Genomic DNA, 20,297 nt, shown 5'->3' with positions numbered 1-20,297 from the left:
ACATTAATCTTCCAGACGTTTTTCAAGCTCTGCTTTTTTCTCTTCAAAGCCAGGTTTGCCAAGCAATGCAAACATATTGACTTTGTACGCTTCTACACCAGGCTGGTCAAACGGATTGACGCCAAGGAGGTAACCGCTCATCGCGCAGGCTTTTTCGAAGAAATATACAAGGTATCCAAAAGTATATGCATTCAGCTCAGGAATGTTAACGATTAAGTTCGGAACATTTCCGTCAGTATGGGCAAGCATTGTGCCTTGGAATGCTTTCTTGTTAACGAAATCAACCGTTTTACCAGCTAAATAGTTCAAGCCGTCAAGATCGTTATCCGCTTCCTCGATTGTCAGTTCATGTTTAGGTTTCTCTACGTTCAGCACCGTTTCGAATAAATCTCTGCGGCCTTCTTGTACATACTGGCCTAAAGAATGAAGGTCTGTTGAATAGTTGGCTGAAGAAGGATAAATGCCCTTCTCATCTTTCCCTTCACTTTCTCCGAACAGCTGCTTCCACCATTCCGCAAAATATTGAAGCGCTGGTTCGTAGTTGATGAGCATTTCGATCGTTTTGCCCTTGTTATAAAGGACATTGCGAACAACCGCATATTGGTATGCAGGGTTATCTTCCAGTTCAGATGTTGCAAAATCTTTGCTCGCATCCAAGGCGCCTTTCATCATGTCATCAATGTTGACGCCGCTGACAGCAATCGGCAAGAGGCCTACAGCTGTTAAGACTGAATAACGGCCGCCGACATCGTCAGGGATAACGAATGATTCGAAGCCTTCTTCGTTAGAAAGCGTTTTTAATGCGCCGCGCTCTTTATCAGTTGTTGCATAAATCCGCGCTTTCGCTTCTTCTTTACCGTATTTCTCTTCAAGAAGCTTGCGGAAAATACGGAAAGCGATTGCAGGTTCAGTTGTCGTACCTGATTTAGAAATGACATTAATAGAGAAGTCAACATCTTCAAGAAGATCCATAACGTCTCTCATATAAGATGAACTAATGTTGTTTCCGATAAAAATGACTTGCGGATTGCCGCGTTTTGCTTTTGGCAAAGTGTTATAAAACGCGTGATTCAGCGCTTCAATCGCTGCCCGCGCCCCAAGGTAAGAACCGCCGATGCCGACAACAAGCAATACATCAGAGTCAGATTTGATTTTTTCCGCGCTTTTTTTGATGCGCGCGAATTCTTCTTTATCATAATGTTCAGGGAGGTCCACCCAGCCTAGAAAATCGCTGCCCGCGCCTGTTTTTTCATGGATATTATGGTGTGCAGTTTTTACAAAGTCCCGCAGGTATGTAAGTTCATGTTCGTTGAAGAAAGTCAACGCTTTTGAGTAGTCAAAGCGTACATGCGTCATTGCTTGTCCCTCCATAACGGTATAATGTTTTCATCTTTCACTTTATATGAACTTATCTGTGAAATCAAGTCAAGAAGAAAGGCGGAATGACTGGATTCCGCCCTTTGGGGTTATAGAGACGCGCGAAGGATGGCAAGCACGTCATCTTTGTTCAGTTTTTGGAAGTTGCCGAAGCCGCCGTGTTCCATTTCCTTGGCTGCGATATCAGCAATCAGCTCAAGCTTTTCTTCTCCGATATTGTAATCAGCAAGACGGGAAGGCGCGCCAAGGCTTGTCCAGAAAGCAGACAGTTTATCGATTCCTTCAAGCGCAATTTCTTTATCTGTTTTGCCTTCCGTATCAATGTCAAACATGTTGAGCATGAGGTTTTTGAAGCGGCCTACGTTTGTATCAAGCGTATATCTCATCCAGTTCGGGAACAGTATTGCCAAACCGCCCGCATGCGGAATATCATACACAGCTGAAACGGCGTGTTCCATTGTATGAGAAGCCCAGTCACCAAAGTAGCCCATTTGGAGCGTGCCGTTTAAAGCGATTGTACCAGCATACAAAATCGTTTCACGAAGCTCGTAGTTTTCCAGATCTTCAAGAAGCTTAGGAGCTGTTTCGATGACCGTCTGCAAAACAGCAAAACACATTCTATCCTGAAGCGGCGTGTTTTCAACATTGTGGAAGTATTGTTCGAATACATGGCTCATCATGTCAACCATGCCGTATACTGTTTGATTTTCAGGAACCGTGAACGTATTTTCAGGATCTAAAATTGAGAAACGCGGATGAGTCACATTGCTGCCCCACACATATTTCTCGTTTGTTTCCCAGTTTGTAATCACGGAATCAGGGTTCATTTCAGAGCCTGTTGCAGCAAGCGTTAAAACAGTGCCAAATGGCAGCGCATCCTCCGCTGTTACTTTTTTGCTGAAAATATCCCAAGCGTCGCCGTCATATTTGACGCCCGCTGCAATTGCTTTTGTACAGTCAATGACACTGCCTCCGCCGACAGCAAGCAGAAAATCAATGCCATGTTCTCTGCAAAGGCCTATGCCTTTTTCCACTGTCGCAAGTCGTGGGTTCGGCTCAACACCTGACAGCTCATGAATAACAGCGCCCTCTTCTTTTAAAATGCCTGTGACTTGATCATAAAGGCCGTTGCGTTTAATGCTGCCGCCCCCGTAAACAAGCAGTACATTCTTGCCGTATCGTTTTAATTCTTTTCTTAACTGTTCAAGCTGACCTTTTCCAAAAATCAGCTTTGTCGGATTATAATAAGTGAAATTTTCCATAGTAAAACCTCCAATAATGCTGGCTTAAAAAACAGATTTCCCATTGTAACATAAGTTTGACAAAAAGAAAAAGGGAAGCAGCCAAACGGCTATTTCCCCTTTTTTTATAGAGATGCCTTCAGAATTGACAGCACATCTTCTTTGTTGAGTGATTTAAATTGGCCGAATGTACCGTTAGCCATTGCCTTGTCAGCGATTGTGTCAAGCTGCTCATCATTAATATCATAATCAGCAAGACGGTTCGGAGCGCCAAGGCTTGTCCAGAACGCAGACAGTTTATCGATACCTTCACGTGCGATTTCTTCATCTGTTTTACCTGCTTCTTCAACACCAAACACACGAACTGCAAGCTGTTTCATGCGGGCAGGGTTTTCAGACAATGTGTGTCTCATCCAGTTCGGGAACAGAATTGCCAGTCCCCCGGCATGCGGAATATCATAAACGGCTGATACTGCATGTTCAATATTATGAGTAGCCCAATCCCCTCTTGCACCCATAGAAAGCATGCCGTTTAATGCGATTGTTCCTGTGTACAGAATCGTCTCACGCAATTCGTAATTTTCGAGGTCATTGATCAGCTTAGGCGCTGTTTCAATCACTGTACGAAGAAGTGATTCACACATGCGGTCCTGATACGGTGTGTTTGATACATGATGGAAGTATTGTTCGAATACATGGCTCATCATGTCAACCATCCCGTAGATCGTGTGGTTTTTAGGTACAGTGAATGTATTCACCGGATCAAGAATCGAGAATTTAGGGAATACGAGCGGGCTTCCCCAGCCATATTTTTCTTTTGTTTCCCAGTTTGTAATAACAGAGCCTGAGTTCATTTCAGAACCAGTCGCAGCGAGAGTCAATACCGTTCCAAATGGCAAAGCATCTTTTGGCTGATGTTTTTTCGTGACGATATCCCACGCATCACCATCATACTTTGCTCCTGCGGCAATCGCTTTTGTACAGTCGATGACGCTTCCGCCTCCGACAGCCAGTAAGAAATCAATGTTGTGTTCTTTACAGATGGCAACACCCTTATTAACAGTCGACACACGCGGATTCGGTTCCACACCTGCTAGTTCATGCACGGTCGCTCCGGTTTTATTCAGCTGTTCGATCACTTGATCATACAGGCCGCTGCGTTTAATGCTGCCGCCTCCGTACACAAGCAATATGTTTTTCCCGTAAGGTTTGAGTTCCTCCGGAAGTCTTTCCACTTCGCCGCGCCCGAAAATTAATTTGGTCGGATTCCAGTATGTAAAGTTTTGCATGACATCTCCTCCTTAGATTTTTTATTATGCAGAATGTCCTCACCACATGTAAAGCAATCAGCTCTCGCCTCTCAGCATATCTGATGGTTTTATCTTGCAAAATGCTGGGAAAGAAGCTGATATAAGCGAGGGCAGGCCAGTTTCCCTCATATGGAGAAAGCATGTATAGATTCTCCAATATGTCACAATCTATAACTGTTTTAATAATTCATGGAGGAGGTTGCAAAACATGAGTACCATTCAGAGAATTTGTCTTGTATTAACCATCATTGGCGCTATTAACTGGGGACTGATCGGATTTTTCCAATTTGACTTAGTTGCGGCTATTTTCGGCGGCCAAGGGTCAGCCCTTTCCCGAATCATTTACGGACTTGTCGGAATCGCCGGCTTAATCAACCTCGGTCTGCTATTTAAGCCAAACGAGGAAAGATCACGTGAAGAAGCAGCAAATCCTGAAATGCGATAGGATATCAATACGCTGAAATAGGATTTTGCATGAAAGCAAAAGCACCGAACATTCCTGTCCGGTGCTTTTTTCATACTTATTTTTTGATAAGGTCTTTGCGGTTGGACATTTCGATCCACTCTTCAAGCTTATCTTTTAATGTGTTGAAACCTTGTGGTGTAGAAGCTTCTTCGCTTACTTGCGCAGCTTTAGGTTTTCTTGGTTTGCTTTCTTTTTTCTCAGGCGCAGCTTGTGTCGCACGAATTGAAAGGCTGATTTTGCCTTTTTCTTCATCAACAGCAAGTACCTTTACTTGTACTTCGTCGCCAACTGAAAGGTGCTCGTTGATATCTTTTACGAAACCGTGAGTCACTTCAGAAATGTGTACTAAACCTTGAGTTTCTTCATCTAATGCAACAAACGCACCATACGCTTGTAATCCTGTAACTTTACCAGTGTAAACACTGCCCACTTCAAATTTTGCTGCCATTCATAACAACTCCTAAGTTAAATTAAATATCTGTTTATACGCAATTTAAAATTATATCACACATGTCTTATTTTCGCAAAGAAATCTTTTTTTATAAAAAATCAGGTTTGTGCACGGCAAAAAGGGGGTAAACTGAAAATACCAAAGGCTTTCTAGTATTCCCCCCTTTTATTGGATGCGAACAAAAGGTTCGTATCTTTTTTTATGTTGTTTTGTGGAGGAAGCGTTTCATTCTGACTAACGCTTCTTGAAGCTGTTCAATCGAGGTTGCGTATGAACAGCGGATATATCCTTCACCGCTCGGGCCAAACACGCTTCCCGGAACAACTGCCACTTTTTCCTGCGTCAGAAGCTCTTCTGCAAACTGTTCTGAGCTCATTCCCGTGCTTTTAATGGATGGAAAAGCATAGAAAGCGCCGCCCGGGTGATGACAGCTGAGACCGATTTCATTGAGAGATTCTACAAACAGATTCCGTCTTCTTCGATAGCTTTTTTTCATTTTTTCTACGTCTTCCATGCCGTTCTTCAGTCCTTCAAGGGCGGCAAACTGCGCCATTGCGGGCGCACACATCATCGCATATTGATGGATTTTAAGCATTGCATCCCGAAGCATGGACGGTGCTGCAGCAAAACCAAGCCTCCAGCCCGTCATCGCAAATGCTTTTGAAAAGCCTGAAATGACGACCGTCCGTTCCTTCATTCCCGGTAATGCCGCTATACTTGTAAATTCCTCATCATATGTCAGCTCCGCGTAGATCTCGTCGGCTAAGACAATGACATCATGTTTTTTGGCAAACTCAGCAATCGCATTCAGCTCTTCCTTCGAATAAACCGAACCTGTCGGATTCGATGGTGAGCAGATGAGAATGGCCTTTGTTTTTTCAGTGACTGCCGCTTCAAAATCAGCGGCCGTTGCTTTAAACCCTTTGTCTGCTGTTGTATGAACATGAACCGGGATACCGCCTGCCAAAGAAACAAGCGCATCGTATGCCACAAAACATGGCTCAGGTATGATGACTTCCTCACCTGGATTCACAAGGGCACGGATCGCAATATCCAAAGCCTGACTTGCCCCTACTGTCACAATCAGCTCATTATCTGGCGAGTAGCTAAGGTCAAACCTGTTGCTCAAATAACGGCTGATTTCCTCTCGCAATGAGTATAAACCGGCATTGGCCGTGTATGACGTATATCCTTGTTCAAGCGAGAGAATACTTGCTTCACGTACATTCCACGCGGTAACAAAATCAGGCTCTCCGACACCTAAAGAAATGACGCCTTCCATCGTTGCCGCCAAATCAAAGAATTTGCGGATGCCTGATGGTTTTATTTGTTGTACATAGTCTGATAAATACGAAGTCATTTACGGGGACACCACGATTCTTTTGTCGTCGTCTCCTGTTTCAAACACTTTGCCGTCATGCTTGTATTTTTTCAGGATAAAATGGGTTGTCGTAGATACAACTGAATCAAGCGTTGACAGTTTATCTGAAACAAAACGCGCTACGTCAGACATCGAATTGCCGCGAATCACGACAGACAAATCGTACACGCCTGACATCAGGTAAACTGATTCAACCTCTTGGAATCGGTAAATCCGTTCCGCCACTTCATCAAAACCGACTCCCCGCTTCGGCGTTACTTTGACGTCAATCATGGCCGTAACGCCCTCATGTCCGTCAACTTTTCGCCAGTCAATCATAGCGGAATAATCGATAATAACCTTTTCTTTCTCCAGTTTGTCAATAATCGTTTTTACTTCATTTACAGGGATGCCCGCCATCTTCGCAATGGTTTCTAAATCGGCGCGGCTGTTTTCGTCTAAAATTTCTAATATTTCTGTTTCTTTTTCTGTCAACTTCATTTGATTCACACCTTTGCAATGTCAAGAAATCTCATGACATTATATCACGTTTTTTGACGAATGCTAACAAAAAACGAGGAGAAACTTCCGCTAGAATTGACAATTTCAGGGCACAATACAAACATCAAAAAAAGGAAGTGACACAGAATGGAGGCGGTTTCATCAATAAGGCGGTTTACGGTCGATGGAGTCAATGTATACTACGAACATTATCAAAATCCTGGCAGGCAAACGCTGGTCTGCGTACACGGTTTTTTATCGTCTGCTTTCAGCTTCAGAAAAGTAATCCCTCTCCTTCGGGACAAGTACGATATCATCGCGCTTGATTTGCCTCCTTTCGGCCAATCTGAAAAATCAAGAACGTTTATCTATACCTATCAAAACCTCGCAAAGCTTGTCATTGGGATTTTGGAGCACTTGCAAGTGAAACAAGCTGTGCTTATCGGACATTCTATGGGCGGACAAATATCATTGTCTGCTGCTCTCCAAAAACCAGAGCTTTTTTCAAAGGTTGTGCTGCTTTGCAGTTCAGGATATTTAAAACGCTCACATCCAACGATCATTTTCGGGACCCATATTCCGTATTTTCATCTATATATCAAGCGCTGGCTCTCGAAAGAAGGCGTGATGAAAAATTTATTAAATGTTGTGCATGACAAATCGCTGATTGATGAGGAGATGATTGACGGCTATGGCAGACCGTTTCAGGACGAGCAGATTTTCAAAGCCATGACAAGGTTTATCCGCCACAGAGAAGGAGATTTAGAACCCGAACAATTGAAGAGAATGAACAAGCCTGCATTATTGATTTGGGGTGAGGAGGATCGAATTGTCCCAATGGAGATCGGTAAACGGCTGCACGCGGATTTGCCTAATTCCGTGCTATACTCATTTAGCCAAACCGGACATCTGGTGCCTGAAGAACGGCCTGAGCTTGTTTCCGAACACATTGCTGATTTTATCAAATAGAAAAAAACCGGTGCTGAACCGGTTTTTTAAAGTGTGCAGGAGCTGCTGTTTTTAATGTATAAAAGCTGGCCAGCCACTTCCCGGCAGCTGTCGATCGGCAGCGTTTGTTCAAAAGAAGTTTCAAATATATGCTGAATGCGTTTCGCCAGCAGGGCGGGGTCGTCTTCATCATAGACCGCCTGCACGACATCAACTGCCTCCGTTTCGTAAAACTCTTCACCATATTTAAACGGGTCCCATTTGGCAATGATCTTGATCATTTCCCCCACCGCTTGACTTTCTTCCATATTCATCACCGCTTATAATAAAATTTGCAGTTCTATCTTATCATAGTGAAGCTTAGAAGAATAAACATACATGAGGAGGTAACAGAATGAACTTTGATAAACGAGAAGAACGCCTTGGCACCCAATCGGTCAAATGGGACAAAACAGGCGAATTATTCGGCGTGACAGACGCACTCCCGATGTGGGTGGCGGATATGGATTTTCGCGCGCCGGAAGCGATAACTGAAGCATTAAAAGAGCGCCTTGAACACGGTATTTTCGGTTATACGGCTCCGGATCAAAAAACGAAGGATGCGGTGTGCTCATGGATGCAAAACAGGCACGGCTGGAAGGTGAATCCGGAAAGCATTACATTCAGCCCGGGCATTGTAACGGCTTTGAGCATGGCGGTACAAGCTTTCACGGAGCCTGGCGATCAAGTCGTTGTACAGCCTCCAGTTTATACGCCTTTTTACCATATGGTTGAGAAAAACGGCCGGCACATTTTACATAATCCTTTGCTAGAAAAAGACGGCTCATATGCAATGGATTTTGACGATTTGGAAACGAAGCTTAGTGACCCAAGCGTTACATTGTTTATTTTATGCAATCCTCATAACCCTTCTGGTCGTTCATGGAGCCGTGAAGATTTGCTGAAGCTGGGCGAATTGTGTCTTAAGCATGGCGTCACAGTTGTATCCGATGAAATCCATTCCGATTTAATGCTGTACGGACACAAACACACGCCGTTCGCTTCGCTCTCTGACGATTTCGCTGATCTTTCCGTGACATGTGTTGCGCCAAGCAAAACATTCAATATCGCCGGATTGCAGGCTTCGGCAATCATGATTCCCGATCGCCTGAAGCGCGCCAAGTTTTCTGCAAGCCTGCAGCGCAATGGTTTAGGCGGATTAAACGCGTTTGCCGTCACTGCAATCGAAGCCGCATACTCAAAAGGCGGGCCGTGGCTTGATGAATTGATCTCTTACCTTGAGAAAAACATGACCGAAGCGGAAGCCTTTTTGAGCTCCGAGATGCCGAAGGTCAAAATGATGAAACCGGATGCATCATACCTGATCTGGCTCGACTTTAGCGCTTACGGCTTGTCCGACACAGACCTTCAGCAAAGAATGCTAAAAATAGGAAAGATCATCCTAGAGCCCGGGACGAAATACGGGCCTGGCGGAGAAGGATTCATGCGCCTAAACGCGGGATGTTCTCTCGCAACCCTGCAGGACGGCCTGCGCCGCATCAAAACCGCATTATCATAAATATAGCTCTGAAACGCCTTTACGTCTTCATTCGTAAAGGCGTTCTTAATAAAGGAATTTTATATTTTACTTCTAATATTTAGTGTTATAATAGATTCATATTTTATACGAAAGGATTTCACACGAATGGAAATTCTAAAAGACTATCTCCTGCATATCTGCTTTATTTTGTTTCCTATTCTTCTTTACCAAGTGTTTTGGCTTGGAAAACCTGCGATTCTTGTGCCAAAAATAAACAGCGGTTTGGTCACGCTCTTCGCCTGCGGCGCCTCCGTTTTATGCATTCTTTTCCCGATTCATGAAATGGACTACATACAATACGGCCTTCAGATGATTCCCGTTATCATTTGTTTATTTTACATTAGCACCGCTTCCGGACTCACAGTCGCCGCATCTGTCCTATGTTTTGAACTGCTTTTTTACGAACCTTCCGCAATATTTGTTTTCACTTTGCTGCCTTTTCTTATCATTATCCCAATCCTATTTCAGAAAAAATGGCCATTTATGTCCAAAGCGAAAAAACTGCTGCTGTCATTATTGATCAGCTGCTTGGAGATTTTCCTATTTTTCGCCTCCAGCTGGATTCTTTCCGCCTTAAATATTTTAAATTTTCAAAAATCAGGAATTTTCGTTTACGAGGCGGTAGTCTCAGGGCTTTTCCGCTCCAGTGTTCTTCTATTAAGCATCTATATTATCGAAAGCATCGCCGAAAATATCGCCTTGCGCTCACAGCTTATCCATTCTGAAAAAATGACGATTGTGAGCGAACTGGCAGCGAGCGTCGCTCATGAGGTCAGGAATCCTTTGACAGTTGTCCGCGGGTTTGTCCAGCTGCTTTTTAATGACGAAACCCTGCAAAACAAGTCGAGTGCGGATTACAAACAGCTTGTACTGTCAGAGCTTGACCGGGCACAAGGCATTATTACAAACTATCTCGATATGGCGAAACAGCAATTATATGAAAAAGAGGTTTTTGATTTATCTGCCCTTATTAAAGAGACAAGCAACCTTATGGTGTCGTATGCCAATTACAAGTCAGTAACCGTCGAGGCTGAAACAGAACCGGACCTTTTGATATACGGGGACGCAACAAAGCTAAAGCAAGCTGTCATCAACCTGATGAAAAACAGTATTGAAGCGGTTCCTCACGGGAAGGGGATGATCCGCATATCGGCCAAAAGAAACGGCCATACGATCATGATAACCATCACAGATAATGGGGTCGGGATGACAGACCATCAAATGCAAAAACTCGGCGAACCTTATTATTCCTTAAAAACGAACGGAACGGGACTCGGCCTTACCGTAACCTTTTCCATTATTGAACATCATCACGGGACCATTTCATTTAACAGCAGCTTTCAAAAAGGCACTACGGTGACAATTAAGCTTCCCGCTGATCTTCCTCACTAGCAAATCGCTTGGAACTTTAATAGAATAAATGCGAGGTGATGACAGATGAGCACGTTTGAGACAGGCTCTATTGTTAAAGGATTTTACAAAACAGGTGTATACATAGGAGAAATTACGGCTTGCAGGCCGCAGCATTATTTAGTGAAAGTGAAAGCTGTTCTTACCCACCCCGCCCAAGGAGACCTTCATCATCCAAAACAGGCGGATGTGCCGTTTTTTCATGAGAGAAAAGCGCTCGCATATGGCGAACAGACCAATATCCCCCACCATATGGTGAAGCCTTATGACGGTGAAGTGCCGGATTATACCGAATCTCTGCGGGAGGCGACAGCACAGCTGAGAGCCAAATTGAATGAGGATGGTTCGGAGTGGGCAAAGCGCTCCCTACATAATCTGGACACTTTAGAAAAAGAATATTTCAATCGGCCATAACCCAGTCTGACAAAAGATTGGGTTTTTTACGTCGCGCGCTTGAACAGTTCGGTTAAATCGATTCTTTCGCCAATTGTGGGCGGTTTTGGCTTTTCGAGATATTGCTTATCCTGCTCAACAAGCTTAAAAAGTTTATATGCTGTGAGAGCATCATCAAGCGCTTTATGATGGGTGCCGGTTCCGGAATCTCCATACTCTTCAGCAGCTTTCCATAAACCCGTCAATGTCCGGTCTCCAAAAAAGTTTTTGTATTCAAGCGATAAATCTCTCATTTCTCCCTTAAACGGGAATGGGATATGGTTAAACATACAGTTTTGCTTCAGCACTTTCATATCCATGTTTCCCCACGTAATAATTGTGCTGTTTTTCTCAGGATCAAGCTCGTTTAGTTTACGGATGAGATCCTCGAATCTTATTCCTTCGTCTACCTGTTTTTGGGTGATTTTTAAAAATGTCTTGCAGCGTTTCGTAAGCTTCGGGAACTTTTTCGGTCTCACATAGCTAGAAAACGTCTCAACTACTTCATCATCAATCGACTTTACAATTCCGGCTTCAATGATTTCCGGGAAGAAGTTTTGCGGACTGTACTTTCCGTCGGGCATTGTAAATTCGAAATCAATAATGAGTAAGCTGTTTGTCGTCACCTTTTTACACCTGCCTTTCCTCCGATCAGAAAATGCTATCTTTATAGTATATCAATTCCCCTTCTCGACATTTCTTCATTTTCTAAAAATAATGAATTTTCCCAGCCGCTTTGTTTCTTTTAAATTGTGAATTGTTTCTTTATAATTAGTAAGGAACCCGAAATAATAAGAAGGTGATGTTATTTCTACCCGCAAGAAAAACTTTGTCATTGTATGGCTGGCGAACTTTTTTGTCTCCGCTAGCACAACGATGATCGTTCCTTTTCTCTCCTTATACATTGAGTCGCTCAGCTCTTTTTCAAACGGCTTTGTGCAAAGATGGAGCGGCTATGTGTTCGGCATTACATTTCTCATGGCGTTTTTGGTATCCCCGTTTTGGGGACGGTTCGGAGACAAACGCGGATACAAGAAAATCCTTATGGCAACCGGAACGGGCATTGCCCTCAGCATTTTCTTCATGGGCTTTGTTACATCGGTGTACCAATTGTTTTTTCTGCGTATGGCAATGGGTCTTGTAACCGGATTCATCCCGACATCTCTTGCGATGATTTCGGCACAGACTCCGAAGAGCTCAGCCGGCAAAACACTTGGCACGCTGCAAATGGGGCAAGTGTCCGGAAGCTTGTTCGGCCCGCTTTTGGGAGGCATGCTTGCTGATCGTTTCGGCTTTACGTATACCTTTTTTATCACATCCTTTGTGATTTTCTCGTCTGTTCTTCTCGTGTTATTTGGTGTCAAAGAAAAGCCTCTTGCAGAGAAAACAGCCAAACGTACGTCTTACTCGAGAAAAGAAGTGCTCTCCTATATTTTTCACCAGCCGGCGCTATGGGTCATGATGCTGTTAACCATGCTGATTCAAACAGGCAATTTCAGTATCCAGCCCCTGCTCGCTTTATATGTAAATGAGCTGCACGGACCTGTCAATCTTGCCTTTTTCTCCGGCATGGCATTTTCAGCAACGGGACTCGGAAGTTTGCTGCTGGCTAGAAAATGGGGTGATCTTGGCGACCGCTACGGCCACCGCCGCATTTTAATCGGACTTTTGCTCGCCGCTTCTTTCTTTTTTATTCCGCAGGCGCTCGCGTCCTCACTCAGCGTTCTCCTTGTTTTCAGATTTTTGTTCGGAATGGCGATGGGCGGTTTGCTGCCATGCATCACGGCAGCGATCCGCGTTCAGGCTCCCGGCAGCATTCAAGGAGAAGTTCTCGGCTACAATGTCAGCTTTCGCTTTTTAGGAAACGTGCTCGGGCCTCTTCTCGGCGGAATCATATCGAGCCATTTTACGATTTCGGCCACCTTTTATGTCACAGCGTTTCTCTTTTTTGCCGGCGCCTGTATGCTTTGGATCATGCCGAAACTCCAGAAGGATTCCTATGCCAAAGCAAGCTGATTCCGATAAAAAACTGAGGAATCTTCTAAATTTAACCTTCTCGTAATCTCAAAAGAATGGTACGATATGGCTAGAATTTAGGAGAAAAGAGAGTGACCATGTTACGAAAAATAATCGGATGGATTTTGCTCCTTTGCATAATCCCATTGTTTGCATTTACAGTTATCGCTTCCGGAAAAGAAGTCAAACAAATGAAGTCCCTGGATCAGGTGCTTGATAAAAATATTAATCTGAAAGATATCAGCCTTGTTCAGAACAGCTACATGTATGACAGGGACGGCTCCCTTGTCTCGGAAATCGTCAGCGACCACGAAAACCGCGTGCTCGTTCCATTTGACAAGATTCCCGAGGAAGTCAAACAGATTTTCTTAACATCTGAGGACAAACATTTTTACGAGCATAAAGGCTTTGACTTTATGGGAATGGTGCGGGCAACCGCTTCTAACGTAAAAGACAAGAAAATTGACCAGGGCGCCAGCACCATCACACAGCAGCTTTCAAGAAACTTGTATTTGAGCCACGAACGCTCCTTCAGCCGTAAGCTGACAGAGCTCGCGTATTCCTATCAGCTTGAGAAAAAGTATACGAAAAATGAAATTCTTGAAGCTTACTTAAATACTATTTATTTCAACAATGGTGTTTACGGCGTCGGTTCAGCGGCTCAATTCTATTTCAGCAAACCGTTGAAATCTCTCACAGTGGGAGAAATGGCTTTTATCTGTGCTATACCTAATAACCCTACATTATATGATCCTCTCAAGCATTTTGACTACACGAAAAGCCGTCAAGAACGTTTGCTTAAAGGGCTAAAAGATGCCGGGGTCATTACAGACAAAGAGCTGAAAAAAGCCGTCAAACAAAAAATCAAACTGGATGTTGAAAAAAGAGAAGACAAATATCCTGACTACGTTTCCTACGTTAACGATGAATTCACTCAGCTGGTGTCTGAATCAGAAGGCTTTGATAAACGCCTTCAGAAAGCGTCAGGAAAACAAAAAGAAAAAATCGAGAATGAGCTGTCCGCAAGAGTCAGCACTCTGATGAAAGACGGCGTGAAAATTTATACTGCACTTAATCCGTACATGCAAAATCAAGTTGTGGCACAAATGAATTCTAAGCTCCCGTATGCGGGCGTGCAGGGCGGAGCGGCTGTGATTAATCACCAGACGCATCAAATCATTGCTCTGTCCGGCGGGAAAAACTATCAAAAATATGATTTTAACCGTGCCTACCAGGCATACAGACAGCCGGGTTCATCCATTAAGCCGCTTCTTGATTACGGACCTTATATTGAACAGACCGGAGCGACAGCAAGCAGCACCATTGATGCCAGCAAGTTTTGCAGCAAAGATTACTGTCCGCAAAACTACAATAACCGCACGTACGGCACAGTGACGCTTGATACGGCGTTTAAAAATTCTTATAATACACCGGCCATTAGAATGCTCGACCGCGTCGGCATCCAAAAGGCATTCAGTTATATTGAGCCGTATCATTTTGCCAAACTTGTCAACAGCGACTATCTTCTTCCGGCGGCGCTTGGCGGATTTACAAACGGCATGACGCCTCTTGAGATGACAAAGGCTTATACGACATTTGGCAACAGCGGAAGCTATACGCCGAGCCATGCGATTACAAAGGTGACAGACCTTAAAGGAAAAACGCTTTATAAATGGAATGATAAAGCGACTCAAATATTCAGCGTACGCACGAACATGCAGCTGAAAAAACTGATGTCTTCCGTTGTGAAAAGCGGAACAGGGAAAAAAGCATATTTCAATGCGCCTTACATCGGCGGTAAAACCGGTACATCAAATGATTATCACGATATGTGGTTTGTCGGCCTGACAGATACGTATACAATGGGGGTTTGGGTCGGAAAGGATACACCGACCAGCGTTGAATATCTTCACAGCATCAGCCCTCAGCTTTCCATCTGGAAAGGAACGCTGCAAGCTGCTTATTAAAGGATCGGAGGGGATCTCGGGTGACTTCAGAACAAATTCCAAATCGCGTTTTGCTGTTTGACGGCGTCTGCAATTTATGCAATGGCGCCGTGCAATTTATCATCAAACGCGATCCGGACGGATTGATTTCTTTCACATCGCTGCAGTCGGAAACAGGACAAAGCCTGCTGAAAAAAAGCGGGCTTCCGACTGATCGGTTTGACAGCTTTGTCTTTATTGAAGATGGCCAAGTGTACACAAAGTCAACTGCAGCCATTAAGGTTTTCAGGCATCTGCGGGGCCCATGGCGGCTCTTCGTCCTGTTTTTCGCCGTGCCGAAGCCTGTCAGAGATATGGTCTATTCTTTCATTGCCAAAAACCGCTATAAGTGGTTTGGCAAAAAAAATGAATGTATGCTCCCCTCCCCTTCTATTAAAAAAAGATTTTTACCATAAAAAAGTGGCTAGGAAGCTAGCCATCACAGAGTGTCGACAAAATCCTAAAACGGCTTCGTTTTAGGATTTTGTCATCTTATCAGCGTGAGCGGAGCAGATTTTCACAGGATGTGATGATTGCGGATTCCAGACGCCGTTTCATTGCGTATAGAGAGTACCGAAGCTCAGGTCTGAACGCGAATGCAAGAGTTTGCCGATACGCAAAAATGGCTAGCTTACACAGGTAAGCTAGCCATTATGCTATTATAAAGCTTGATAAATATGAACAGAATACCGATAACAAAGGTAAACCAAAACAGCAGTTCCAATAGAATAAATCCGACTAATGACATGAGAGAAAGCGTCGAATAAATGCGGTATACGGTAAACACAAAGTAAGCCAGTGTGACGACCGCAAACCAGATCACAATCCAAATGACATTTTGCAAGAGCACAAAGGATAAAATCCCGCCGCCCAAATAAATCATGGAACCCATTCTGAGTTTTTTCAGGTTGTTCCCTTCCGGATCATTAGCAAAAAACAGCAATGACAGCTCAGTCACGGTATTTGCTATCAATTTCAGAGCGGACAGAACCATAAAATATAAAAGTGCAAAGGCAGCAAATAACGCAAGCCTGATCCCTTTCTCTGAAAAATAATCGAGCATTCCATCGTACATTCCAAATGAAGACAGCATCTTCAACGCATAAAGTGAAGTTGAGATGGATAAGGACGAACTAAAAAGCAGGATCGCAATCAGCGGAAAATATCCTGTCAAATAAGTATTTTTCATATAAAAAAGTCCCTTTCTATAATCTACCTCATTTATTATGGAGGACTTAAAACACATTGACAAGATAAATTATTCCATTTTTTCTCCTTTTTACGAATTACGGTCCCAAATCTTCACAAAGCAGCATTTTGAGAGTAAAGTAGTACGCAGGAATCATAAAACGTAAGGAAGTTTTATATGAAAAAAACATTAAAACTGCAAACCAGACTCACCATATTTGTTTGTATCGTTGTATTAATCGCATTGCTCATTACATTTTTCACAGTCGGTGCCCAAACGACCAAACGGATTAGAGACCAGGAAAAGGCCACTGCGCTGCAGACTGCTGAAATGGTAGCAGAAGCGCCGATGACAGCCTCTGCTTTAGAAAGCGGAAAAAAACAAAAGGAACTGCAGAGCTACACAAAGCGGGTTCAGAAAATCACCGGCACGGAATTTGTTGTCGTCATTGATATGAACGGTATTCGCAAAACCCATCCTGATCCGAGCAAAATCGGAAAAAAATTCAGGGGCGGCGATGAATCCGAGGTATTAAAAGGGCATGTCCATATCAGCACAGCCTCTGGCACGCTCGGGAAATCGCAGAGAGCGTTCGTCCCTGTCTACGCGGAGAATGGAAAACAGGTCGGTGCAGTCGCGGTCGGCATCACCGTAAATGAAATTGATGAAGTGATCAGCCATAGCTTACGGCCGCTTTACTTTATTATCTGCGTCAGCATCTTCGTCGGTGTAATCGGAGCTGTTATCGTCGCCCGTACGGTAAAAAATATCATGTACGGACTTGAACCTTATGAAATTGCGACTCTGCTTGAAGAACGGAGCGCGATGCTGGAATCGACGAAGGAAGGAATACTCGCTGTCGATGAGCACGGCAAAATCAAACTTGCCAACGCGGAAGCAAAGCGCCTATTCGTCAAAATGGGCATCAACACAAATCCCATTGATCAGGATGTAGATGACATATTGCCGAAAAGCCGCTTGAAAAAGGTTATTGAGACAAAAAAACCTCTTCAAGACAGAGACGTCCGCATTAACGGTTTGGAGCTTGTGTTTAATGAAGTTCCAATCCAGCTGAAAGGACAAACTGTCGGAGCGATTGCAACATTCCGAGACAAGACCGAGGTAAAACATTTAGCTGAACAGCTATCAGGTGTTAAAATGTATGCAAACGCACTGAGAGCGCAGTCTCATGAATTTATGAACAAACTGCATGTGATATTAGGGCTCGTTCAGCTGAAAGAGTATGACGATCTTGGAGATTATATTAAAGATATTGCCATTCAGCAAAAATCAGAAACAAGTGAAATTATAAATGATGTCAAAAGCTCCGTACTGGCCGGTTTTCTGCTCGGAAAGCAAAGCTTCATACGTGAGCAGGGCGCAAATCTTGATATTGAATGCAACGGTGTCATCCCGAACGCGGCAGACCCATCTGTCATCCATGAACTCATTACAATTATCGGAAATCTCATCAACAATGGCCTTGACGCCGTTGCCGATATGCCGAAAAAACAAATCACCATGTCCATGCGCTTTCATAACAGCATACTGGACATTGAAATTACCGATACTGGAGCAGGCATGTCAGAAGAAGACCAAGCCAAAGTATTTGAACAAGGCTATTCAACAAAGGGCAAAAACCGGGGATTCGGCCTTTATTTCACACAGCAAAGCATCGAAAATTTAAAGGGCCAAATGATCCTCACAAGCGAAAAGAATGAAGGAACGACATTCAGTATTCGCATCCCGTACGAACCGAAGGAGGAAAATCATGATTAATGTACTAATAGTTGAAGATGACCCCATGGTGGGTGAATTAAATAAACGATACTTAAGCCAAATAGATGGCTTTCAGCTGAAAGGCATCGCTTCTTCCTTTCAAAGCGCGTTGCATATCTTAGGCGAGCATCATATCGACCTCATTTTGCTTGATATTTATATGCCGGGGAAAAACGGGCTGGAACTGCTGACGGAATTGAGAGCCCAAAATGAAGCGGTTGATGTGATTGTCATCTCAGCGGCCAGCGAGCTTGACGTGATCAAAAAAACACTTCGTTACGGAGCTGTCGATTATTTAATCAAACCGTTTGAATTTGAACGTTTCCAAACGGCTCTGTCTGATTACAGACGAAAACAAAAGGTGTATTCAACCCATCGCAACATGAGTCAAAAAGAACTGGACGCCGAGCTTTTTCAAAAGAAAGAAGCAACAGAAAAAGTACAGCTTCCTAAAGGCCTGACAAAAAGCACGCTAAAGCTGATCTGGTCCAGTATCCAGTCATTTGAAAATGAATCTTTTACGACAGAAGACTTAGCAAAGCACACAGAAATCTCTCAAGTATCCATACGAAAATACTTAAAATTTCTTGAAGATATACAAGTTCTGAATGTAGAAATGGCGTACGGAACGATTGGAAGACCAGTGTTTCAGTACAACGTCAACAACAGTAACCTTAACGGAATAAAACAATATCTATAAAAAAACGCACTGCTTGCTCCGAGCAGTGCGTTTTTTTGTCATATCTCTTGCCAAGACGCTTGATTGTATTGTTGGTAAGTTATACAAGAATAATAAAGGTTTTTCTATTTTTGAGCAAATAATTCTAAAAATACATACTTTTAAAAAAATTGTGCAAATTTCTATTTATTTCTTATAAGTTAAATGATAAATTATGATTGGTTAGTTGATCCCGAAAAACTAAGTCATAAGTCTTACTTCAGAAAAAGATGTCACGGTTTTCCGCCCGGAACGCCTTCCGCATCCTTCTCTTCCCCGCCTTTCGAAGGAAATACTCACACCACGCCTATTCAGGGAAGAATAGAACTGTCTCAGCGCATTCCATTTGTTATTATCAGAAAATTTTATCGATTCTAAGAAATTGTTCAGGACAGCCCATCACATGACTGGCCGGATCAGCTTTGAACCAAATTTTTCTGGGGGGTTATATCTTGAATAAACGAAAAATCGGATTGGCGATGTCCCTTGTGGTCGCAGCAGGCACCATATTAGGAGCGTGCGGAAACAGCGAAAAAAGCAGCGGCTCCGGCGAAGGCAAAAACAAATTCAGTGTAGCGATGGTTACTGACGTAGGCGGAGTGGATGACAAATCATTCAACCAATCAGCCTGGGAAGGCATCCAAGCCTTCGGGAAAGAGAATGGGCTAAAAAAAGGGAAAAACGGTTATGACTACCTTCAATCCAAATCTGATGCAGACTATACAACGAACTTAAATAAATTGGCACGTGAGAATTTTGACTTGATTTACGGCGTCGGCTACTTAATGGAGGATTCAATCAGTGAAATTGCTGATCAGCGCAAAAATACAAACTTTGCGATTATAGATGCTGTTGTCGATAAAGACAACGTCGCAAGTATTACGTTTAAAGAACAGGAAGGCTCATTTCTCGTCGGAGTGGCCGCAGCCCTATCAAGCAAATCAGGAAAAATCGGCTTTGTAGGCGGCATGGAATCAGAGTTAATCAAAAAATTCGAGGTCGGCTTCCGTGCCGGTGTGAAGGCTGTAAGCCCTAAAGCCATTGTGGAAGTGAAATATGCAGGGGGTTTCGATAAAGCCGATGTCGGCAAAGCAACCGCCGAAAGCATGTATAAATCAGGTGTAGATGTTATTTATCACTCAGCAGGAGCCACTGGCACAGGTGTCTTTACTGAAGCGAAAAACCTGAAAAAAGAAGATCCAAAACGCAATGTCTGGGTCATCGGTGTTGATAAAGACCAATACGCAGAAGGCCAGGTAGAAGGAACTGATAATAATGTCACCCTCACTTCCATGGTTAAAAAAGTAGACACAGCGGTTGAAGATTTAACGAAAAAAGCGAGCGACGGAAAGTTCCCGGGTGGCGAAACACTTACCTACGGGCTTGATCAAGACGGAGTCGGCATTTCTCCATCTAAACAAAATCTATCGGATGATGTGATCAAACAGGTCGATAAATGGAAGAAAAAAATCATCGACGGGTTGGAAGTCCCGGCAACTGAGAAAGAGCTGAAAACCTTCAAAGCTGAATAAGAA

Annotated in this window: 21 protein-coding genes; 11 read left to right on the top strand and 10 right to left on the bottom strand. The window is 43.6% G+C overall.

Annotated features, from left to right (window positions below; translation table 11 throughout):
* Positions 1–3 precede the first annotated feature (3 nt).
* The 3 genes from QA442_RS06075 to QA442_RS06065 all read right to left on the bottom strand — a co-directional run bounded on the left by QA442_RS06075 (position 4) and on the right by QA442_RS06065 (position 3,907).
* A complete protein-coding gene (locus QA442_RS06075) occupies positions 4–1,356 on the bottom strand; it encodes a glucose-6-phosphate isomerase (protein ID WP_003243401.1) in 1,353 nt (450 codons plus the stop codon).
* A gap of 110 nt (positions 1,357–1,466) precedes the next feature.
* A complete protein-coding gene (locus QA442_RS06070; protein WP_095431793.1) occupies positions 1,467–2,639 on the bottom strand; it encodes an iron-containing alcohol dehydrogenase in 1,173 nt (390 codons plus the stop codon).
* A 104-nt stretch (positions 2,640–2,743) separates the two neighbouring features.
* The gene (locus tag QA442_RS06065) at positions 2,744–3,907 is read right to left on the bottom strand and encodes an iron-containing alcohol dehydrogenase (protein WP_095431794.1); all 1,164 of its coding nucleotides are present in this window, start codon (positions 3,905–3,907) and stop codon (positions 2,744–2,746) included.
* A 229-nt stretch (positions 3,908–4,136) separates the two neighbouring features.
* Here QA442_RS06065 and QA442_RS06060 point away from each other — a divergent pair, with 229 nt between their 5' ends.
* Positions 4,137–4,373, top strand: a complete 237-nt coding sequence (locus tag QA442_RS06060) for a DUF378 domain-containing protein (protein ID WP_003220771.1) — start codon at positions 4,137–4,139, stop codon at positions 4,371–4,373.
* 76 nt (positions 4,374–4,449) lie between these two features.
* Here QA442_RS06060 and yugI read toward each other — a convergent pair whose 3' ends face one another.
* The 3 genes from yugI to QA442_RS06045 all read right to left on the bottom strand — a co-directional run bounded on the left by yugI (position 4,450) and on the right by QA442_RS06045 (position 6,706).
* Entirely contained in the window at positions 4,450–4,842 is a 393-nt protein-coding gene (gene yugI, locus QA442_RS06055; RefSeq protein ID WP_003228864.1) for a S1 domain-containing post-transcriptional regulator GSP13, read from the bottom strand.
* Between the two features lie 202 nt (positions 4,843–5,044).
* Positions 5,045–6,205 carry an aminotransferase gene (locus tag QA442_RS06050; RefSeq protein ID WP_014665165.1) on the bottom strand — a complete coding sequence of 387 codons (1,161 nt, stop codon included), beginning with the start codon at positions 6,203–6,205 and terminating at the stop codon, positions 5,045–5,047.
* A complete protein-coding gene (locus tag QA442_RS06045) occupies positions 6,206–6,706 on the bottom strand; it encodes an Lrp/AsnC family transcriptional regulator (RefSeq protein ID WP_009968070.1) in 501 nt (166 codons plus the stop codon).
* A gap of 147 nt (positions 6,707–6,853) precedes the next feature.
* Between QA442_RS06045 and QA442_RS06040 the strand changes: the two genes are divergently transcribed.
* The gene (locus QA442_RS06040) at positions 6,854–7,675 is read left to right on the top strand and encodes an alpha/beta fold hydrolase (protein ID WP_095431795.1); all 822 of its coding nucleotides are present in this window, start codon (positions 6,854–6,856) and stop codon (positions 7,673–7,675) included.
* Positions 7,676–7,701: 26 nt separating this feature from the next.
* Here the strand turns inward: QA442_RS06040 and QA442_RS06035 are convergent, their stop codons facing one another.
* Positions 7,702–7,962, bottom strand: coding sequence for a YugE family protein (locus QA442_RS06035; protein ID WP_014665167.1), 261 nt, complete (start codon positions 7,960–7,962; stop codon positions 7,702–7,704).
* An 86-nt stretch (positions 7,963–8,048) separates the two neighbouring features.
* Between QA442_RS06035 and patB the strand changes: the two genes are divergently transcribed.
* The 3 genes from patB to kapB all read left to right on the top strand — a co-directional run bounded on the left by patB (position 8,049) and on the right by kapB (position 11,057).
* Positions 8,049–9,212 carry a cystathionine beta-lyase PatB gene (gene patB / locus QA442_RS06030; RefSeq protein WP_095431796.1) on the top strand — a complete coding sequence of 388 codons (1,164 nt, stop codon included), beginning with the start codon at positions 8,049–8,051 and terminating at the stop codon, positions 9,210–9,212.
* A gap of 126 nt (positions 9,213–9,338) precedes the next feature.
* Entirely contained in the window at positions 9,339–10,625 is a 1,287-nt protein-coding gene (gene kinB, locus QA442_RS06025) for a sporulation sensor histidine kinase KinB (RefSeq protein WP_095431797.1), read from the top strand.
* 45 nt (positions 10,626–10,670) lie between these two features.
* A complete protein-coding gene (gene kapB, locus QA442_RS06020; protein ID WP_014665170.1) occupies positions 10,671–11,057 on the top strand; it encodes a kinase-associated lipoprotein KapB in 387 nt (128 codons plus the stop codon).
* Positions 11,058–11,083: 26 nt separating this feature from the next.
* On the opposite strand, the gene kapD is transcribed toward kapB, so the two are convergent.
* Positions 11,084–11,701 (bottom strand): 3'-5' exonuclease KapD, encoded by a 618-nt coding sequence (gene kapD / locus QA442_RS06015; RefSeq protein ID WP_014665171.1) that lies wholly within the window; start codon positions 11,699–11,701, stop codon positions 11,084–11,086.
* Between the two features lie 75 nt (positions 11,702–11,776).
* The gene (locus tag QA442_RS06010; RefSeq protein ID WP_014665172.1) at positions 11,777–11,980 is read right to left on the bottom strand and encodes a hypothetical protein; all 204 of its coding nucleotides are present in this window, start codon (positions 11,978–11,980) and stop codon (positions 11,777–11,779) included.
* Between QA442_RS06010 and QA442_RS06005 the strand changes: the two genes are divergently transcribed.
* From QA442_RS06005 to QA442_RS05995, 3 genes are all read left to right on the top strand, one after another.
* Complete coding sequence (locus QA442_RS06005; protein ID WP_095431798.1) at positions 11,883–13,091, top strand: multidrug efflux MFS transporter; 1,209 nt, start codon at positions 11,883–11,885, stop codon at positions 13,089–13,091. The genes QA442_RS06010 and QA442_RS06005 overlap by 98 nt on opposite strands.
* Positions 13,092–13,183: 92 nt before the next feature.
* Positions 13,184–15,058 carry a transglycosylase domain-containing protein gene (locus QA442_RS06000; protein WP_080478269.1) on the top strand — a complete coding sequence of 625 codons (1,875 nt, stop codon included), beginning with the start codon at positions 13,184–13,186 and terminating at the stop codon, positions 15,056–15,058.
* A 20-nt stretch (positions 15,059–15,078) separates the two neighbouring features.
* Positions 15,079–15,492, top strand: a complete 414-nt coding sequence (locus QA442_RS05995; protein WP_003228839.1) for a thiol-disulfide oxidoreductase DCC family protein — start codon at positions 15,079–15,081, stop codon at positions 15,490–15,492.
* A 215-nt stretch (positions 15,493–15,707) separates the two neighbouring features.
* Here QA442_RS05995 and QA442_RS05990 read toward each other — a convergent pair whose 3' ends face one another.
* The gene (locus QA442_RS05990) at positions 15,708–16,265 is read right to left on the bottom strand and encodes a YufK family protein (protein ID WP_003228837.1); all 558 of its coding nucleotides are present in this window, start codon (positions 16,263–16,265) and stop codon (positions 15,708–15,710) included.
* 177 nt (positions 16,266–16,442) lie between these two features.
* Between QA442_RS05990 and maeL the strand changes: the two genes are divergently transcribed.
* The 3 genes from maeL (at position 16,443) to nupN (ending at position 20,294) form a co-directional block, all read left to right on the top strand.
* Complete coding sequence (gene maeL / locus QA442_RS05985) at positions 16,443–18,044, top strand: two-component system sensor histidine kinase MaeL (protein WP_095431799.1); 1,602 nt, start codon at positions 16,443–16,445, stop codon at positions 18,042–18,044.
* Entirely contained in the window at positions 18,037–18,744 is a 708-nt protein-coding gene (maeM, locus tag QA442_RS05980) for a two-component system response regulator MaeM (RefSeq protein ID WP_014477821.1), read from the top strand. The genes maeL and maeM overlap by 8 nt, the downstream gene beginning before the upstream one ends.
* A 470-nt stretch (positions 18,745–19,214) precedes the next feature.
* Positions 19,215–20,294 carry a guanosine ABC transporter substrate-binding protein NupN gene (nupN, locus tag QA442_RS05975; protein ID WP_095431800.1) on the top strand — a complete coding sequence of 360 codons (1,080 nt, stop codon included), beginning with the start codon at positions 19,215–19,217 and terminating at the stop codon, positions 20,292–20,294.
* The last annotated feature ends 3 nt before the right edge of the window (positions 20,295–20,297 follow it).

Source organism: Bacillus stercoris (assembly GCF_029772985.1).
GTDB lineage: Bacteria > Bacillota > Bacilli > Bacillales > Bacillaceae > Bacillus > Bacillus stercoris.
This window is presented reverse-complemented; position numbering and strand designations above follow the sequence as displayed.

Coding starts and splice junctions, on each gene's coding strand:
- QA442_RS06075 (WP_003243401.1), bottom strand. CDS start 1,356: ATGACGCATGTACGCTTTGACTACTCAAAAGCGTTGACTTTCTTCAAC.
- QA442_RS06070 (WP_095431793.1), bottom strand. CDS start 2,639: ATGGAAAATTTCACTTATTATAATCCGACAAAGCTGATTTTTGGAAAA.
- QA442_RS06065 (WP_095431794.1), bottom strand. CDS start 3,907: ATGCAAAACTTTACATACTGGAATCCGACCAAATTAATTTTCGGGCGC.
- QA442_RS06060 (WP_003220771.1), top strand. CDS start 4,137: ATGAGTACCATTCAGAGAATTTGTCTTGTATTAACCATCATTGGCGCT.
- yugI (WP_003228864.1), bottom strand. CDS start 4,842: ATGGCAGCAAAATTTGAAGTGGGCAGTGTTTACACTGGTAAAGTTACA.
- QA442_RS06050 (WP_014665165.1), bottom strand. CDS start 6,205: ATGACTTCGTATTTATCAGACTATGTACAACAAATAAAACCATCAGGC.
- QA442_RS06045 (WP_009968070.1), bottom strand. CDS start 6,706: ATGAAGTTGACAGAAAAAGAAACAGAAATATTAGAAATTTTAGACGAA.
- QA442_RS06040 (WP_095431795.1), top strand. CDS start 6,854: ATGGAGGCGGTTTCATCAATAAGGCGGTTTACGGTCGATGGAGTCAAT.
- QA442_RS06035 (WP_014665167.1), bottom strand. CDS start 7,962: ATGGAAGAAAGTCAAGCGGTGGGGGAAATGATCAAGATCATTGCCAAA.
- patB (WP_095431796.1), top strand. CDS start 8,049: ATGAACTTTGATAAACGAGAAGAACGCCTTGGCACCCAATCGGTCAAA.
- kinB (WP_095431797.1), top strand. CDS start 9,339: ATGGAAATTCTAAAAGACTATCTCCTGCATATCTGCTTTATTTTGTTT.
- kapB (WP_014665170.1), top strand. CDS start 10,671: ATGAGCACGTTTGAGACAGGCTCTATTGTTAAAGGATTTTACAAAACA.
- QA442_RS06010 (WP_014665172.1), bottom strand. CDS start 11,980: ATGTATAAGGAGAGAAAAGGAACGATCATCGTTGTGCTAGCGGAGACA.
- QA442_RS05990 (WP_003228837.1), bottom strand. CDS start 16,265: ATGAAAAATACTTATTTGACAGGATATTTTCCGCTGATTGCGATCCTG.
- maeL (WP_095431799.1), top strand. CDS start 16,443: ATGAAAAAAACATTAAAACTGCAAACCAGACTCACCATATTTGTTTGT.
- maeM (WP_014477821.1), top strand. CDS start 18,037: ATGATTAATGTACTAATAGTTGAAGATGACCCCATGGTGGGTGAATTA.